A 15,031-nucleotide genomic window follows, 5' to 3' on the forward strand; every position below is an offset into this window, starting at 1 on the left:
GAGTGTTGCCGCGGACACCTACCGTGAGGGTGTGACGAAGCTCGACCAGGACGGCCTGGTCCCGCCGTCCGATCCGTGGCCCGACGCCCCCTGGGAGGGTGGCGCCGCCTGGCCACCGACGCCGCCCGTGCCCGAGGATTGGCCGGCGCGGGCCCGGACCCGCTGGTGGCTGCAGGGCCTGATCGCCGCGATCGTCATCGCCGCCGGGTTCGGTTTCGGGCTGCGATCGGAACACCGGCCCACGCCCAGGCCCACACCGACGCCCGCGGCGCCGGCCGTCCCCGCACCGGCCGTCTCGGCGAGCCCGGCGCCGGCCACCCACGCGGTGGTCTACCTGGTGACCGCCGGGAGCGGCGACATCGGCAGCGTCCAGTACACCGATCAGGACGGCGACATCATCACTCGCGGCGGGATCGGCCTGCCCTGGCGGGTGACCTTCCACGTGACCGGGGACCGGCACGCGTTCGTGCTGATCGCCCAGCGCAAGCAGGGCGGAACCGGGCCGGTCACCTGCTCGATCACGGTCGACGGCAAGGTGCTCAGCACGACGACGGCGACCGGGCACTACGGCGCTCCGGAGTGCTCGGCCTGACCCGCGCGAAGGAAGCCTGACCCGGGCGACGGAAGCCTGACCCGCGCGAAGGAAGCCGTGCCCGGGCGAGGGAAGCCGGGCCCGGCACCCCGGCGGCCGGCCGCGTACGGTGACCGCATGAAGATCGTCGTGCTGGACGACTACCAGCGGGTGGCCCGCGCCTACGGCCCGTTCGACACGCTGCCGGACGCCGAGGTCGAGGTGCTGCACGAGCACGTCGCCGACCTGGACGAGCTGGCCTGGGCGCTACGCGGCGCCGAGGTCGCGGTGGCGATGCGCGAGCGTACGCCGTTCCGCTCCGACCTGTTCGCCATGGCGCCCGACCTGCGGCTGCTGGTCACCACCGGCATGAAGAACGCCTCGATCGACCTGGCCTCGGCCGCGGCGCACGGCGTGACCGTCTGCGGCACCGACGCGGCCGGCTCCGCGACGAACACGGCCGAGCTGACCTGGGCGCTGATCCTGGCCTGCCGGCGCCGGGTGGTCGCCGAGGACCGGGCGCTGCGCGAGGGCCGCTGGCAGACCACGATCGGAACCGATCTGGCCGGGACCACCCTGGGCGTGCTCGGTCTCGGCCGGCTCGGCACGCAGGTGGCGCGGATCGGCGTGGCCTTCGGCATGCGGGTGATCGCCTGGAGCCAGCACCTCACCGCCGAGCGGGCCGAGGCGGCCGGCGCGACGCTGGTGAGCAGAAACGAGCTGTTCGAAACGAGCGACGTGCTCACCGTCCACTTGAAACTGAGCGAGCGGACGATCGGCACGGTCGGCGCGGCCGAACTGGCGGCGATGAAACCGAGCGCGATTCTGGTCAACACCTCGCGCGGCCCGATCGTCGACGAGAGCGCCCTGGTCACCGCGCTGACCGCCGGTTCGATCGCGGGCGCGGGCCTGGACGTGTACGACGTCGAGCCGCTGCCCGCCGGGAACCCGCTGCGCGGGGCGCCGAACACCGTGCTGCTGCCGCATCTCGGCTACGTCACCGACGCCACCTACCGGGCCTGGTACGCGCAGGTCGTCGAGGACATCGCGGCCTGGCGCGCCGGGGCGCCGGTCCGGGTGTTGACCGCATAGAAGAAGGGCCGCTCTCCCCGCGGAGAGCGGCCGTTCTTGACGACTACTTGGCGAACTTGGCGTACTTCGCGCGGAACTTCTCGATCCGGCCCGCGGTGTCCAGCACCCGCGTGCGGCCCGTCCAGAACGGGTGGCTCGCGTCCGAGATCTGCACGTCCACGACCGGGTAGGTCTTCCCGTCGGTCCACTCGACGGTCTTCTCGCTACGCTCCGTCGAGCGGGTCAGGAACGCGTAGTCCGCGTTGCGGTCGCGGTAGACGACGTAGTTGTAGTCGGGGTGGATTCCGGTCTTCATGGCTCTACCTCCTGGCGGATCGGCCTGTTCAACCGATCCGCCAGGCCCGATATTTCGGTGCCGAGTGTGTCCCGCGAGACACCCGGTCAGAGCGGTACCGAGGCCGCTAGCGGGGTCGTCGGGGTCTTCGAACCACCCGGCGGCTCGACCGAGACGCCCACGCCGGAGGCCTGTTCCATGCCGTTCACGACCTGGACCGCGACGGTCTGGCCAGGGGCGAGCGTCCCCACGCTGACCGGCCCCGAGGAGCGGATCGTCCATAGCTCGAAGACCCGGCCGCCGGTCGGCGCGGCGTCGGCGGCCAGCATGATCACGCCGGCGTCGCGCAGCTTCGAGGTGGCGACCGTGACCCGTCCACCGCCGGCCACGGTTCCTTCCTTGAGCACCAGGTCAGGCGCGGCGAGCAGGGCGCGGACCGCTTCGGTGCGGGACTGCTCGACGCGTACGCGATGGTCTTGAATGGCATAGACGGCCGTTGCCGCGCCGGCCGCCGCGACCACGACGGCGGCCGCGGCCGTCACCAGGCGGAGACGGCGCGGGGCGCGAACCGGGGCCGGGGAGGCCGGAGCGATCTGGCGAACCGATCCGATCGCGGCGAGCACGTTCTCGCGCAGCGCGGGCGGCGGGACCGACCAGGCGCCGTCGGCGAGCCGGGCGGCGGCCTCGCGCAGTTCGTCCACCTCCGCCCGGCAGGCGCCACATTCGCTCAGGTGCCGGTCGAAGGCGGCCCGCTCGAGATCGTCCACCGCGTCCAGCGCGTACGGACCGATCAGGGAATGCACCGACGCGGTCATGCGGTCACCCCCGATCCCAAGCAGTCACGTAGGCGGATCAAACCGTCGCGCATTCGTGTCTTCACCGTGGGGAGGGGAGCGCCGAGCAACTCGGCGACCTGGGGATAGGTGTGGCCCTGGTAGTACGCGAGCGTCACCGCCTGCCGCTGCAACTCGGTCAGGTCGTGCAGGCAGCGGCGCACCTGCTGGCGTTCGAGCCGGCCGGACACCTCGTCGGCGACGGCGTCGTAGGGCACCTCGACCTGGGCGCGGCCGACGTAGCTCAGCCGATCGGCGGCGGCCTGTTCCGATCGCACCCGATCGACCGCGCGGCGATGGGCGATCGTGCAGATCCAGGCGGTCGCCGAGCCGCGCGCCGGATCGAAGCGGGCGGCCGTGCGCCACACCTCGACCAGCACCTCCTGGGCGACCTCCTCGGCCTGGGCGGGATCGCGCAGCACCCGCCGGATCAGGCCGTAGACGCGCGGCGCGACCAGGTCGTAGAGGCGGGCGAACGCCTTCTCGTCGCCGCCCGCCACGGCCCGCAGCAGGTCGGCCGGGCCGGGATCGGGATCCGGCACGGCCGACAGATGCTCGGGCCGGCGGCTGGTGCCGCTCTCCGCCATGGGTCCCCCTATGTGCCAGTAGTTGTCATACCACCCGGCATTCGGAGCGACGGAGCGATCGGATGGGTCAGACCGCCCGAGCGAGCGAAACCGCGAACAGCCCGTCCCGATCCGTCCACCAATGATCGAGTGCGAAGCCGGCCTCGGCGAGCTCCTCCTCGACCCCCTCCCGGCGGAACTTGGCCGACACCTCGGTGCGCACCTCCTCGCCGGCCGCGAAGTCGACCACGAGACCCACCCCGGGAATCGTCACCCGCATCGGCCAGCGCGCCCGCAGTCGCATCTCGATCCATTCCCGCTCCGGGTCCCAGAGCGCGACGTGCGCGAACCCGTCCGGGTCGAAATCCGCCGCCAGGCTGTTGTTGATCACCCGCAGCACGTTCCGGTTGAACTCGGCGGTCACCCCGGCCGCGTCGTCGTAGGCCGGCACCACCACCCGCGGGCTCTTAACCAGGTCGGTGCCGAGCAGCAGGTGCTCGCCCGGCTCGAGGACCGAGCGCACGTCGGCCAGGAACTCGGCGCGCTCCTCGGGCACCAGGTTGCCGATCGTCCCGCCGAGGAAGGCGATCAGCCGGTCGCCGCCGCCGGGCAGGTGCTTCAGGTGCCGGGCGAAGTCGCCGACGATGTTGTGCACCCGCAGCGCCGGGTAGTCGGCGCTGATCAGCGTGGCCGCCTCGGACAGGGCCGACGGGGAGACGTCCATCGGGACGAACGTCTCCAGCGTGCCCTGCGCGGTGAGGGCGTCGAGCAGCAGCCGGGTCTTGGTCGAGTAGCCGGCGCCCAGCTCGAGCAGGGCCCGGGCCCGGGTGTGCCGGGCGATGTCCGGCGCGTGCCCGGCGAGGATCTGCCGCTCGGCGCGGGTCGGGTAGTACTCGTCGAGCTCGGTGATCTTCTCGAACAGCTCGCTGCCCCGGGCGTCGTAGAACCACTTGGGCGGCAGCCATTTCCGGTCGGCGGTGAGGCCGGCGATCACGTCGGCCCGCAGCGTGCGGTCCAGGTCGTCGGCGTCCATGTGCACTTCGAGCGCGGGCTCGTTCATGCTTCTCCCCAAGGCGTCAGCGTGAGATCGGTGGCCGTGGCGGTCAGCAGGGTCCCGTCGGGGACCGGACGCCAGGCGGGGCGGTCGTCCAGCGGCTCACTGGCGACCGTTATAAACGAAAAATCGGAAATGTACGACAAGGAGTGGCCGACCGCGGTGGCGGCGAGCGCCACGCCGTCGGTGAGCAGCAGGTTGAGCCGGGAGCCCGGCGCGGCCCGCGACACCTCGGCCACCACCGCGGCCAGCGCCCCGGAGAGCGAGGCGCCGTCCCGCAGCCGATCGCGGACCAGGACCCACAGCAGCGCCGCATCGGTCGGCGCGTCGATCGTCAACAAGTCGGCGGGCGGCAGTGTTCCGGCGAGCTTGGCGACCGACGCGGGCCACCCGGCGACGACCCCGTTGTGGCTGAACAGCCAGGGCCCCTCGCCGAACGGCGCCGCCGCGGTCTCCACCACCGGCATGCCGGCGGTCGCGCTGCGGACGGCGGCCAGCACGGCCCCCGAGGAGATCGAGCCGGCCAGCCCGGGAAGCGATGAATCACTCCACATCGGCATATCGCGCCGGTAACGGACCGGCCCCGACGGTGTGTACCACCCGACCCCGAACCCGTCGGCGTTGATCGTGCCGCCGCCGCGCATGTCCCGCGGCGCCCACGACTGGTGGCTGAGCGAATGAGACGGCTCGAACAGCAGGCGCGACAGCGGGACGGGCGGCCCGAGATAGGCCAGATGCCGGCACATCAGGCGTCCCGCGCACAGCGGAACCCGCTGAAGATCTGCCGCCGGATCGGATAGTCCCAGTTGCGGAACGTGCCCCGGCAGGCCGACCGGTCGGTGCCGAACGACCCGCCGCGCAGCACCTTGTACTCCGGCCCGAAGAAGACCTCCGAGTACTCCCGGTAGGGAAATGCCCGGAACCCCGGATAGCCGGCGAAATCCGTCGACGTCCATTCCCACACGTCGCCGATCAGCTGGTGCACCCCCAAAGGCGAAACCCCTTGCGGGTACGCCCCGGCGGTCGCCGGACGCAGATGGCGCTGCCCGAGATTCGCGTGCGACGCCGTGGGCTCGTCGTCGCCCCACGGGAAGCGCCGGGACCGCCCGGTCGCCGGGTCGAAGCGGGCCGCCTTCTCCCACTCGGCCTCGGTCGGCAGCCGCTTGCCCGCCCAGGCGGCGTAGGCGGCCGCCTCGTAGAAGCAGACGTGCACCACCGGCTCGCCGGGCGCGATCCGGCTCGTACGACCGAATTGCGTGTACGCCCAGCCGTCCCCGTCGCGGCTCCAGTGCAGCGGCGCGACCAGGTCCGCCTTCTGCCGGTGCGCCCAGCCGGCCTCGCTCCACCACCGCGGGTCGTCGTAGCCCCCGTCGTCGATGAACTCGGCATACGCGCCGTTGGTCACCGCCGCCCGGTCGATGTGGAAGGCCGGCACCTCCACCCGGTGCGCCGGCCGCTCGTTGTCCAGCGCCCACGCCTCGGTGCTGGTGCCCATGGTGAACGGCCCGGCGGGCACGAACGCCTCCCCGGTCACCGGGGCGGCCGGCGCGGGCGGCGGCGGCGCCTCGAGCACCGGCGCGCCGGCCCGCAGCTGGTGGGTGGCGAGCATGGTCTCGTCGTGCTGCTGCTCGTGCTGCACGATCATGCCGAACGCGAACCCCTGGTCGACCAGCGGCGTACCGTCCAGCCGGCTGCCGGTCAGCACGTCGAGCGCCTTGTCCCGGACGGTCGCCACGTACCGCCGGGCATCGGCCGGGGAGAGCAGCGGCAACTGCGGCCGGTCGCGGCGGGGGTGCTTGAACGCGTCGTACAGCTCGTCGATGTCGCGGCGCACCGGCTCGCGGCCGCCGACGTCCCGGACGAGCCACAGCTCCTCCTGGTTGCCGACGTGCGCGAGATCCCAGACCAGGGGCGACATCAGCGGCGAGTGCTGCCGGATCAGGTCGCCCTCGTCGACCGTTCCGGTCAGCAGGGTGGTGCGGTCGCGGGCCCGCCCGAGCTCGGCGGCGACCCGGTCACGGAGGCGGTCGGTCTCGATGGTCATCACGGCTCCTCGGCGGTGGAGGCGCCGCGCGGGCGCCGCTGGACGGTGTCGGTGACGTGCGCGCCGGAGGCGTCGTGCAGGCGCCGCTGGACGGTGTCGGTGACGTGGGCGCGGACGCCGGGCGGGAGGCCCGCCTCCAGCCGGCCGAGGGCCAGCTCGGCCAGGGCGGTGGCGGCGCGGCGCAGCGGCGGGTCGGCCAGCCCCGACCGGTACGCCGCGTGCCAGGACCCGGCCACCGGCCCGGCCAGGTCGAGCGCCGCCTCGGTGGTCTGCCGGTCGGCGAACAGCGCCGCGAGCACGGCCACCGGCGCGATCCACTCGTCGCCGGGCTGGCTGTCCAGGTAGCGGACCTCCAGGTAGCCGTGCGGCCGGACCGGCGGGAAGAGGGTGGACAGGTGGTAGTCGACGTCGGCGGCGGTCAGCGGGTCGGGCAGGGCGCCGGCCAGCCAGTCGGCCAGGGTCGCGCCGGGCGGCGGATCCCAGCAGCCGTCGCCGCGCCGTACGCAGATCAGCGGCGCGGCCAGCGCGTACCGGACCCAGCCGGCGGCCGGGTCGGCGGGCGGGCCGATCGGGGGATGGGTGAGCCGCGGGTCCATGCCCCACCACGCGGCCATCCGGGCCGAGGCCAGCCCGGTCTCCCGGCCGGCGTGCCGGGGCGAGTTGGCGAACAGGGCGAGCAGCGGCGGCCCGAGCGCCAGCGCGGCCCGCCACCGGAGCGGCAGCTCGGCCGGGGTGCCGGCGTCGAGGCAGACCTGCAGGCCGGCGGTGCTGCTCATCATGATGCGGCCGTGCCGGCCGCGGGCGTCGAAGACCCGTTCCATCGCCGCGTACCGCGGGGTGTCCAGCAGCCGGCGGGGCGGGCGGTACGGATCGATGCCGTGCTCGCCGAGGCGCAGGCCGGCGTCGTCGAGCAGGGCGGTGAGATGGGCGAGATCGGCGGTGACGGCCGCGTGCAGGGCCGCGGTCGAGCCGGCCGGCGCCGAGGAGATCTCCACCTGGCCGCCGGGCTCGATGGTGATCTGGCCACCGGCGGGCAGGGGAGCTGAGCCGTTACCGACGCCTGGTCCTTCGGACGGCGTGGAGAACCCGGGCCCCTTCGGGGCTGGGGCGCCCGCTTTCGCATCGAGGGTGGCCGGGGTGTGCCGGCCGAGGGCTTGCCGCAGGACTTCGCGGTCGAGGGGCGCGCGGGGCGCCGCGGTGTGATGCACGGTCCATTCGAGCTCGGCGCCGATCAGCGCCGGTGGGCCGGTCTTGAAGCAGATGGCGCGGATGTGCGCCTCCACTTCCTCCTGGGTCCGCAACCGCCGGCCGGTGGCCGCGGATGCGTCCTGGTCGAGCGTCGTCATCGGGCGTTCTCCCGTCGTCACGAACGCTAGGTCTCCGTTACCTCGACGGACGTTACGGCGGGGGTCCGACAACTTCGGGAAGCGGAGGTGTCCGTACGGCACGCGTACGCGGCGCTTCCTGCGGATTCGTCCTGGCGGTGAGCTGCGTCACCCGTCGAACCCGCGCCGGGCGCTCTCCACCTCGCCCAGGTGTTCGGCCTGCCAGGCGGCGAGGGTTGCGAAGACCGGCCCGAGGCTGCGGCCCAGCTCGGTGATCTCGTACTCGGCGCGCGGCGGGACCTCGGCGAAGTAACTGCGGGTGACCAGGCCGTCCCGTTCCAGCCGGCGCAGCCGCTCGGTCAGCACCTTGGCGGTGACCCCGCCGATCCGCCGGTGCAGCTCGACGAAGCGCAGCCGGCCGTCGCGGTGCAGGGTGAGCAGGATCGGCGTGGTCCACCGGCTGAAGACGAGGTCGACGACCGGGCCGATCGGGCAGGCCGCGATCGGGCCGTCGTCGCTCATCGGTCAGTTGTACCTCAGCGGAACGCGGCCACGTTGCGGGCCGCCCATGCGGCGAAGGAGCCCGGCGTACGGCCGAGGATCTTTTCGACGTCCGGGCTGATCCGCTGCTCGCCGGCGGTCGGCGCGCCGAGGATCTCGAGCGTGCCGTCGGCCACCGGCGCCGGCATGAACCGCAGCATCTGCTCGCGGGCCTCGGCCGGGGTCTGCTCGACGAACCGGACCGGCTCGCCGAGCGCGCCGGCGAGGTCCCGCGCGCGGGACCGGGGAGTGCTCAGCGCGGGCCCGGTCACCTCGTACGCCTGGCCGTCGTGCCCGTCGGTGAGCAGCACGGCCGCGGCGGTCTCGGCGATGTCCAGCGGGTCGACGACCGGGAGCCCGACGTCGCCGAAGGGGGCCGCGATCGTGCGCTCCGCCCGGACGGCCGGCGCCCAGGCGTACGCGTTGCTGGCGAAGCCGCCCGCCCGCAGGAACGTCCACGCCAAGCCGGACCCCTCGATGGCCGCTTCGAGCGCCCGCATGGGCGCGTAGGACGCCGAGCCCGGCCGCGTCGTCACCGCCTGCGACGAGAGCAGGACCAGCTTGCGTACGCCGGACGCCCGGGCCCGCTCGACCAGGGCCCGCGGGTCGAGACCGCCGCCCGCGCCCGGCACGATCAGGAACACCGCCTCCGCCCCGTCGAAGGCCGGCCGCAGCGTCTCCGGCGCCGCCAGGTCGGCCCGCACGTGCCGCACCCCGCCGGCCGGCTCGCCCCGGGAGACCGCGGTCACCCCCGCGCCTCGCTCGGCCAGCATCCGGACCAGCGGCCCGCCGAGGTTCCCCGTCGCTCCCACTATGGTGATCATGTCGTGCTTCCCTTCAGATACCGATTCGGACCTGCGGAAAAGCTAGCCGCGCCGGTCCATTAGGTACCTAGGGGAAACTGGCTGTGGGCTATCCCACAGCGGCGGACTCGACGGCAGTTCAACCATGGGCAACCGGGCGGACGGCAAACGTTCGCTCGGTAACGGCGGTCAATCGATCTGATATCGGGCAGCCTCGACGGGTCCCCGTTGCCACTAGGATGCGGTGTCATGCTTCGTCGTACCGTGAACTCCCCAACGACCGGATCTCAGCGGAAGGCATGGTGAATCCCCGGCTCAGCATCGTTGTCCCGTTCTACAACGTCGAGCGCTACATCGCGGACTGCCTCGACTCGCTGGCCCGGCAGACCTACGACGACTTCGAGGTCATCCTCGTCGACGACGGGTCGAAGGACGCCAGCGTCGACGCGGCGCGTGACTTCTGCTCGCGGGACGGGCGGTTCCGGCTGGTCAGCCAGGAAAATCAGGGGCTCGGCCCGGCCCGTAACACCGGCACGCGGCACGCCCAGGGCGACTACCTGACCTTCGTCGACAGCGACGACCTGATCCCGCGCCACGCGTACGAGATCATGGTCCGCTCGCTCGACGAGACGTCCTCGTCGCTGGCGGCGGGCAACGCCCGCCGGTTCAACAACACCTATGGCGTACGCCAGTCCTACGTGCACCGGGTCCCGTTCGCCGCGAACCTCCCGGCCACGCACGTCTTCGACCACCCGGACCTGGCCATCGACCGGATGGTGTGGAACAAGGTCTACCGGCGCACCTTCTGGGACCAGTACAAGTTCGAGTTCCCGGCGATCCGGTACGAGGACTATCCGGTCACGCTCCGCTCGCACATCGACGCGGTCACCGTGGACTGCATCGCCGCGCCGGTCTACTACTGGCGCGAGCGCGAGTCGGGTGAGTCGATCACGCAGCACAAATTCCAGTACGGGAATCTCGCCGACCGGGTTCAATCCGCCGAGATGGTGCTGGACCTGCTCGACGCCAAGGCGCCCGAGCTGCGGCCGCTGGTGCACCGGCACTTCGCCGAGATGGACCTCGTGACCATCGCGCAGGCGTTCGACACGGCCGACGACGACGAGCTCGGCCCGCTGGTCACGCTCGGCCGCCGGCTCAGCTCCCGGCTGCTGCCCGAGGTGCTCGGCGAGGCCACCACCTTCCAGCGCCTGGAGTACGAGGCGATGCAGGCCGGCGACACCGACCTGCTGCGCCGGCTGGCCCGGTTCCGCGCCGAGGGACACCTGCGGGTGCCGGCCGTCCGCAGCCCGGCGGCCAAGTGGCGGTTCGAGAGCCAGTACCCGGGCCTGCGCGACTCCCGGCTGCCGCCCGAGCTGTACCGGCTGCCGCGGGCCGAGCTCGAGGTGACCACCGCGGTGACCGCGCTCGAGTGGACCGACGACGACCTGGTCATCCGGGGCACCGCCGAGATCTCGCACCTGCCGGCCGACACCAGCAACACCCGGCTGCGGCTGGCGCTGGTCTGCGGGCGGCTGCGGCAGCGGCTGCCGGTCACCATCGTCGACCGGCCCGACCCGGGTGCGCCGCTCGCCTTCGAGACCCGGGTGCCCCGCCGCAAGCTGGCCGGGCTGCCCGGCTGGGCGAACTCGGCGTGGATCGCGGTCGACGTGCGCACCGGTTACGTGCACCGGCGGGGCGGGCTCGGCCCGGGCGGCGACCTGCAGTACCCGGCGGGCGCGCAGGTCGGGCCGCGCTGGGTGCAGCCGGCCCGTACCCCGGACGGCAAGCTCACGCTGCAGCTGCGCAGCGCGGTGCCGGAGCTGACCGGGGCCCGGGTGGACGGCGATCACCTGGAGCTGACCGGGCGCATCCCGTCCCGGCTGGCGCGGCCCGAGCTGCGGCTGGCCCGCGCGGCCGGCGACATCAGCGTCTCGCTGGAGCGGCGGCGGATCCCGGTCGAGCCGAAGCAGCGGAGCGTGCCGATGGACGAGTACAAGGCGCGGATAGCGTTCGCCGACCTGATCGACGCGGTCAACCCGGACGACCCGTTCCTCGACCGCTCGGTGCTGGTGCCGCGCGTCCACGACGGCGAGGACCAGGTGCTGGTGATGGTCACCGGCCTGGACCGCGGGGTGTTCGCGCCGCGCGGCCGCCGGGTGGTGAGCGTCTCCCGCTCCCCGGGGGCGTACCTGAACTTCATCGAGTCGCCGGCCCGGGTCACCGTCGACGAGATCACCCGGTCCGACGACGGCGCGCGGCTCACCATCGCCGGGCCGCGCTGGCCGGGCGTCGCGTACGACAAGATCACCTGGCGGCGGTTCCTGCCCGACTCGGACGACTCGATCGACGCGCCCTGCGCGGTCACCCTGGACGACGAGCGCTGGACGACGGAGACCGAGGTGACCACGCTGACCGGCGCGGAGGCGTACAACTGGACGCTCTTCGCCGATCCCGGCACGGCCACCCCGTACGCTGTGGTCGCCGACAACTTCCTGCTCGCGCGGCTGCCGCTGCGGGTGGGCCCGTTCGTCCTGCGGCCGCGCGCCGGCGTCCTGCACCTGGAAACGGACTGAACCCTATGCATCACCACAACTTCTACTACGGGCAGCAGCACATCCTGGCCCGGTACTGCGGGCTGGACGACGAGTTCCCGCCGCGCATCCCCGGCTACCTGCAGCACGGCTGGAACGTCGGCTGCGGCTGGAACCCGGTGCACGAGTTCTTCGACGGCGCCTGGCGGTACGTCTGGAGCGACGCCCCCCGGCGGCGCGGCCACTCGCTCGGCCGGCGCAACTACGCGGTGACCGGCGCGCCGATGCTGTACCTGATGGATCTCGAGCCCGACCTGGGCAAGGTGCCCGATGCGGAACGCCGGGGCACGCTCTGGTTCCTGTTCCACGGCTGGGACGCCCCCGGCATGGGCGCCAAGATCCACGGCGACCACGCCCGGCTGATCAGCGAGATCAAGGAGACCGAGACCGAGCCGGTCACGATCAGCCTGTACTACACCGAGTACGAGCGGGCCGAGGTGCGCCGCTCGTACGAGGAGGCCGGCTTCGAGGTGATCTGCTTCGGCAAGCGCGGCTGGAACTACGAGGGCACCGACCGGCAGTTCCTGTACAAGCAGCTCAAGGCGTTCCGGCGGGTCAAGCGGGTGGCCTCCAACCGGCTCGCCACGGCGATCTTCTACGGCGTGGCGGCGGGCTGCGAGCCGGCCGTCTACGGTGACCCGATGGAGCTCGAGGGGGACAACCCGCTGTTCGGCGGGCAGACCCGGATCGCCCGGCTGTGGGGCGACATGCTCGGCAAGCAGATCGACCTGCCGACCGCCCGCGCCATCACCGACGACGAACTCGGCCGGGCCTGGGTGATGCCGCCGGCCGAGATGCGCATGCTCTTCGATTGGAACCAGCGTGACTGACAGCGTCCCGACCCCGGCCGTCCAGATCGTGCGCGGGGAGATCCAGCCGTGGACCGACTACACGGGCTATCGGTCGCCGGCCGGCGGCGAGCCGCTGCTGGCCCTGCTCGACGACCTGCTGCCGGCCTCGGCGCCGACGGCGCTGATCGTGGGGCCGCATTCGTACCCGGTGGTCGAGCTCGTCGCCGCGCGCAGCGCCGCCGTGACCGTGCTGGTCCGCTCGGTCAGCGACGCGCAGGAACTGCGGGCGGCGGTCCCGGCCGGGCACGTCACGGTGATCACCGGGGCCCTCGACGGGCTGGTCGACGTGCCGCCGTTCGACGTCGTGATCGCGGCCGACGGGCTCGACCGGGTGCTCGGCGCCGACTCGCCGGCCCTCGACTGGCCGGCCCGCTGGGCCGAACTGCGGCGGCTGGCGACCGGCGACGCGCTGGTCGTGGTCGCGGTGGAGAACGAGTTCGCGCTGACCGGCCTCTACGACCGGCGACCGGCCGACGAGCGGCACGGCGACGACGAGTGGCGGCCGCTGCACGACGACGCGGCCCGGCCGACCTCGCCGCGGCAGGTGGCGGAGGCGCTGGGCGAGCGGGTGACCCGGCTGTACGCGACGTTCGACGCGGCGGGGACGAGCCACACGCTGCTCGACGCGGCGGCGGCCGGCTCGACCCGGCCCGGCCGGCCGGGGGCGCGGTTCGCGGTGACCGGCCTGGCGGCGTCGGCGGCGCACACGCCGCTGCTGGCGCCGGTGGCCGACGGGGCGGACGCGGCGGCGCGGGCCGGGCTGCTCGCGGCGGTGGCGCCGGGCTGGCTGGCGGTGCTCGGCTCGGGCGGGGCGATCCACACGGCGTACGCGTCGCTGGACTCCGGCGGCGTGCTGCTCGCCGACCTCGACGAGGCGGAGTGGACGCTGAGCGTGCGCGACTCCGCCCTCGAGCCGGCCGGGCGGCTGCCCGACACCGAGTCGGTGGAGACCCTGTTGTTCCGGCTGGCAGCGGCCGAGGACGTGCCCGGCTTCCGGGCGCTCGCCGGCCGGCTGGGCGCGTGGGCCGGGCTCGCGGACGGCGTGGTCCTGCTCGACGACCTGTACCCCGAGGGCGACGGCTTCGTGCGCGGGCTGACCCGGCCGGCCGGGGAGGACGAGGCCGCCGCGCTGCTGGCCGCCGCCTACCACCGGCTGCGGGACAGGCTGCTGCGGGCGCACCGCCGGCACCCGTGGCCGCCGTGGATGACCTCGACCGACGACCTGGTCACCACCTGGCTGAGCATGTCCGGCGTCGCCGACGACCCCGGCGCGGTCAAGCGCGGGCGGGAGATCGCCGACGGGCTGGCCGAACCGGCCGCCGACGAGCCCGACCTGCGGACCGTCCTGGCCGACGCCGCCGCCGACCGGCAGCGGGCGACCGAACTGGCGGGGAAGGTGTTCGGGCTGGAGCGCACGATGCGCTACCGCGACCAGAGCCTGCGTACGCGCGAGCAGCAGATCCGCACCATGCGCGACGAGCTGCGCAAACTGCGCAACTCACCGGCGATGCGGCTGCACGAGGTGAGCCGGAAGGTGGCGAAGGTGCGGGACCCGCGCGCGTTCGCCCGGGCCCTGAAGCGCCGCATCCTCAAGAGCTGATCAGCCGTTGGTCCGGATGTCGGCGAGGTGCTCGAGCGTCATGGTCGGGCGCTCGCCGCAGAAGTACTCGGTGTTCTGGTTGATGAACGGGTCGGCGGCCAGTTGCGGCTTGTTCTTGGCCAGGTAGAGCTGCTTCATCACGGCGGCCTTGGCGGCGTCGTCCGCGGACTGCAGGAACTCGGTGCAGGTGGACTTGCCGCTGAGCCCGCCGCCGCCGACCGCGCCGGCCACCGCCTTGAGCACGAAGATGACGACGAGGGCCACCACGACCAGCGAGGCCACGCCGATCGCGACGCCGACCGGGTTCGATTTCTTGTTGGTGTTGTTCGTATAGGCGTTGGAGGTGTTGGTGGTCGTCGTCCGGATCGAGTCGCGGCCCACGATGTCGCCGCCGGCCACGTTCCCGGACTGGTGCACCACGGTGGCGGAGACCGCCGGGGCCGCCACCGCCGCGACCGCGCGGGCCAACTCCTCGGCGAACTGCGGATCGTCCCGCACGGCCTCCCTGACGAGTCGCTTGACCAGCGCGTTGTTCCGCGGACTGTCGACGAACTCGGTCATCGCCTCGGACTCGTTCCGCCGGCCCAGGCGATCGGCGATCAGCCGGTACAGGCCGTGCGCGGCGGCGTTCTCGACCTGGGCGGCGCTCGGCAGATGGGCGGCGAGCAGGTCGATCGCCTGATTGACCAGCGCGAAGGGCTCCATTTCGATCCTTTCCGGAATTGCGGCGATTTCCTCGTCGGCGGGCGACGGTTCGCGCACGAGAACGGCGAGCGGAATCGGACGCTATCGGGTCGGCCGAGAACGGGCCATCATTCGCCACTCCATCGAATTAGCCCGATCGGGTGGCCCGTTCCGGCTGCCGTCGCCGGGTGGTGATTGTCGGA

General features: G+C 73.0%; 15 protein-coding genes. 5 read left to right on the top strand and 10 right to left on the bottom strand.

Going from position 1 to position 15,031, the window contains the following annotated elements:
- Positions 1 to 31: 31 nt before the first annotated feature.
- Both IH26_RS56250 and IH26_RS0129695 read left to right on the top strand, forming a co-directional pair.
- Positions 32 to 592: an MmpS family transport accessory protein gene (locus tag IH26_RS56250; RefSeq protein ID WP_030439555.1), complete on the top strand. Its 561-nt coding sequence runs from the start codon at positions 32 to 34 to the stop codon at positions 590 to 592.
- A gap of 117 nt (positions 593 to 709) precedes the next feature.
- Positions 710 to 1,663 carry a D-2-hydroxyacid dehydrogenase family protein gene (locus IH26_RS0129695; protein WP_030439556.1) on the top strand — a complete coding sequence of 318 codons (954 nt, stop codon included), beginning with the start codon at positions 710 to 712 and terminating at the stop codon, positions 1,661 to 1,663.
- A 43-nt stretch (positions 1,664 to 1,706) separates the two neighbouring features.
- Here IH26_RS0129695 and IH26_RS0129700 read toward each other — a convergent pair whose 3' ends face one another.
- The 9 genes from IH26_RS0129700 to IH26_RS0129740 form a co-directional block, all read right to left on the bottom strand.
- A complete protein-coding gene (locus tag IH26_RS0129700; protein ID WP_030439557.1) occupies positions 1,707 to 1,958 on the bottom strand; it encodes a type B 50S ribosomal protein L31 in 252 nt (83 codons plus the stop codon).
- Between the two features lie 86 nt (positions 1,959 to 2,044).
- A complete protein-coding gene (locus IH26_RS0129705) occupies positions 2,045 to 2,752 on the bottom strand; it encodes an anti-sigma factor (protein WP_030439558.1) in 708 nt (235 codons plus the stop codon).
- On the bottom strand, positions 2,749 to 3,357 hold the full coding sequence (locus IH26_RS0129710; RefSeq protein ID WP_030439559.1) for a sigma-70 family RNA polymerase sigma factor: 609 nt from the start codon (positions 3,355 to 3,357) through the stop codon (positions 2,749 to 2,751). Before IH26_RS0129710 ends, IH26_RS0129705 begins: the two co-directional genes overlap by 4 nt.
- 67 nt (positions 3,358 to 3,424) lie before the next feature.
- The gene (gene egtD, locus IH26_RS0129715; protein ID WP_030439560.1) at positions 3,425 to 4,396 is read right to left on the bottom strand and encodes an L-histidine N(alpha)-methyltransferase; all 972 of its coding nucleotides are present in this window, start codon (positions 4,394 to 4,396) and stop codon (positions 3,425 to 3,427) included.
- Positions 4,393 to 5,136: an ergothioneine biosynthesis protein EgtC gene (egtC, locus tag IH26_RS0129720; RefSeq protein WP_030439561.1), complete on the bottom strand. Its 744-nt coding sequence runs from the start codon at positions 5,134 to 5,136 to the stop codon at positions 4,393 to 4,395. The genes egtD and egtC overlap by 4 nt, the downstream gene beginning before the upstream one ends.
- Positions 5,136 to 6,434 (bottom strand): ergothioneine biosynthesis protein EgtB, encoded by a 1,299-nt coding sequence (egtB, locus tag IH26_RS0129725; protein WP_030439562.1) that lies wholly within the window; start codon positions 6,432 to 6,434, stop codon positions 5,136 to 5,138. The genes egtC and egtB overlap by 1 nt, the downstream gene beginning before the upstream one ends.
- A complete protein-coding gene (locus IH26_RS0129730) occupies positions 6,434 to 7,780 on the bottom strand; it encodes a glutamate-cysteine ligase family protein (protein ID WP_051808705.1) in 1,347 nt (448 codons plus the stop codon). The genes egtB and IH26_RS0129730 overlap by 1 nt, the downstream gene beginning before the upstream one ends.
- A 147-nt stretch (positions 7,781 to 7,927) precedes the next feature.
- On the bottom strand, positions 7,928 to 8,281 hold the full coding sequence (locus IH26_RS0129735) for a winged helix-turn-helix transcriptional regulator (protein ID WP_030439564.1): 354 nt from the start codon (positions 8,279 to 8,281) through the stop codon (positions 7,928 to 7,930).
- 14 nt (positions 8,282 to 8,295) lie between these two features.
- Positions 8,296 to 9,123: an NAD(P)H-binding protein gene (locus IH26_RS0129740; RefSeq protein WP_030439565.1), complete on the bottom strand. Its 828-nt coding sequence runs from the start codon at positions 9,121 to 9,123 to the stop codon at positions 8,296 to 8,298.
- A 278-nt stretch (positions 9,124 to 9,401) separates the two neighbouring features.
- Here IH26_RS0129740 and IH26_RS56255 point away from each other — a divergent pair, with 278 nt between their 5' ends.
- From IH26_RS56255 to IH26_RS0129755, 3 genes are read left to right on the top strand one after another with little or no spacing between them, the layout of a single operon-like run.
- Positions 9,402 to 11,675: a glycosyltransferase family 2 protein gene (locus tag IH26_RS56255; RefSeq protein WP_030439566.1), complete on the top strand. Its 2,274-nt coding sequence runs from the start codon at positions 9,402 to 9,404 to the stop codon at positions 11,673 to 11,675.
- Positions 11,676 to 11,680: 5 nt separating this feature from the next.
- Complete coding sequence (locus IH26_RS0129750) at positions 11,681 to 12,523, top strand: hypothetical protein (RefSeq protein WP_030439567.1); 843 nt, start codon at positions 11,681 to 11,683, stop codon at positions 12,521 to 12,523.
- On the top strand, positions 12,516 to 14,144 hold the full coding sequence (locus IH26_RS0129755) for a hypothetical protein (protein ID WP_030439568.1): 1,629 nt from the start codon (positions 12,516 to 12,518) through the stop codon (positions 14,142 to 14,144). Before IH26_RS0129750 ends, IH26_RS0129755 begins: the two co-directional genes overlap by 8 nt.
- Here the strand turns inward: IH26_RS0129755 and IH26_RS0129760 are convergent, their stop codons facing one another.
- The gene (locus IH26_RS0129760) at positions 14,145 to 14,849 is read right to left on the bottom strand and encodes a hypothetical protein (protein WP_030439569.1); all 705 of its coding nucleotides are present in this window, start codon (positions 14,847 to 14,849) and stop codon (positions 14,145 to 14,147) included.
- Between the last annotated feature and the right edge of the window lie 182 nt (positions 14,850 to 15,031).

The sequence above is a fragment of the Actinoplanes subtropicus genome, from assembly GCF_000721705.1.
Taxonomy (GTDB): Bacteria; Actinomycetota; Actinomycetes; order Mycobacteriales; family Micromonosporaceae; genus Actinoplanes; species Actinoplanes subtropicus.

Excerpts from the sequence above, each read along its gene's own strand:
- IH26_RS0129695 (WP_030439556.1), top strand. The coding sequence starts at position 710 with ATGAAGATCGTCGTGCTGGACGACTACCAGCGGGTGGCCCGCGCCTAC.
- IH26_RS0129700 (WP_030439557.1), bottom strand. The coding sequence starts at position 1,958 with ATGAAGACCGGAATCCACCCCGACTACAACTACGTCGTCTACCGCGAC.
- IH26_RS0129705 (WP_030439558.1), bottom strand. The coding sequence starts at position 2,752 with ATGACCGCGTCGGTGCATTCCCTGATCGGTCCGTACGCGCTGGACGCG.
- IH26_RS0129710 (WP_030439559.1), bottom strand. The coding sequence starts at position 3,357 with ATGGCGGAGAGCGGCACCAGCCGCCGGCCCGAGCATCTGTCGGCCGTG.
- egtD (WP_030439560.1), bottom strand. The coding sequence starts at position 4,396 with ATGAACGAGCCCGCGCTCGAAGTGCACATGGACGCCGACGACCTGGAC.
- egtC (WP_030439561.1), bottom strand. The coding sequence starts at position 5,136 with ATGTGCCGGCATCTGGCCTATCTCGGGCCGCCCGTCCCGCTGTCGCGC.
- egtB (WP_030439562.1), bottom strand. The coding sequence starts at position 6,434 with ATGACCATCGAGACCGACCGCCTCCGTGACCGGGTCGCCGCCGAGCTC.
- IH26_RS0129730 (WP_051808705.1), bottom strand. The coding sequence starts at position 7,780 with ATGACGACGCTCGACCAGGACGCATCCGCGGCCACCGGCCGGCGGTTG.
- IH26_RS0129735 (WP_030439564.1), bottom strand. The coding sequence starts at position 8,281 with ATGAGCGACGACGGCCCGATCGCGGCCTGCCCGATCGGCCCGGTCGTC.
- IH26_RS0129740 (WP_030439565.1), bottom strand. The coding sequence starts at position 9,123 with ATGATCACCATAGTGGGAGCGACGGGGAACCTCGGCGGGCCGCTGGTC.
- IH26_RS56255 (WP_030439566.1), top strand. The coding sequence starts at position 9,402 with ATGGTGAATCCCCGGCTCAGCATCGTTGTCCCGTTCTACAACGTCGAG.
- IH26_RS0129750 (WP_030439567.1), top strand. The coding sequence starts at position 11,681 with ATGCATCACCACAACTTCTACTACGGGCAGCAGCACATCCTGGCCCGG.
- IH26_RS0129760 (WP_030439569.1), bottom strand. The coding sequence starts at position 14,849 with ATGGAGCCCTTCGCGCTGGTCAATCAGGCGATCGACCTGCTCGCCGCC.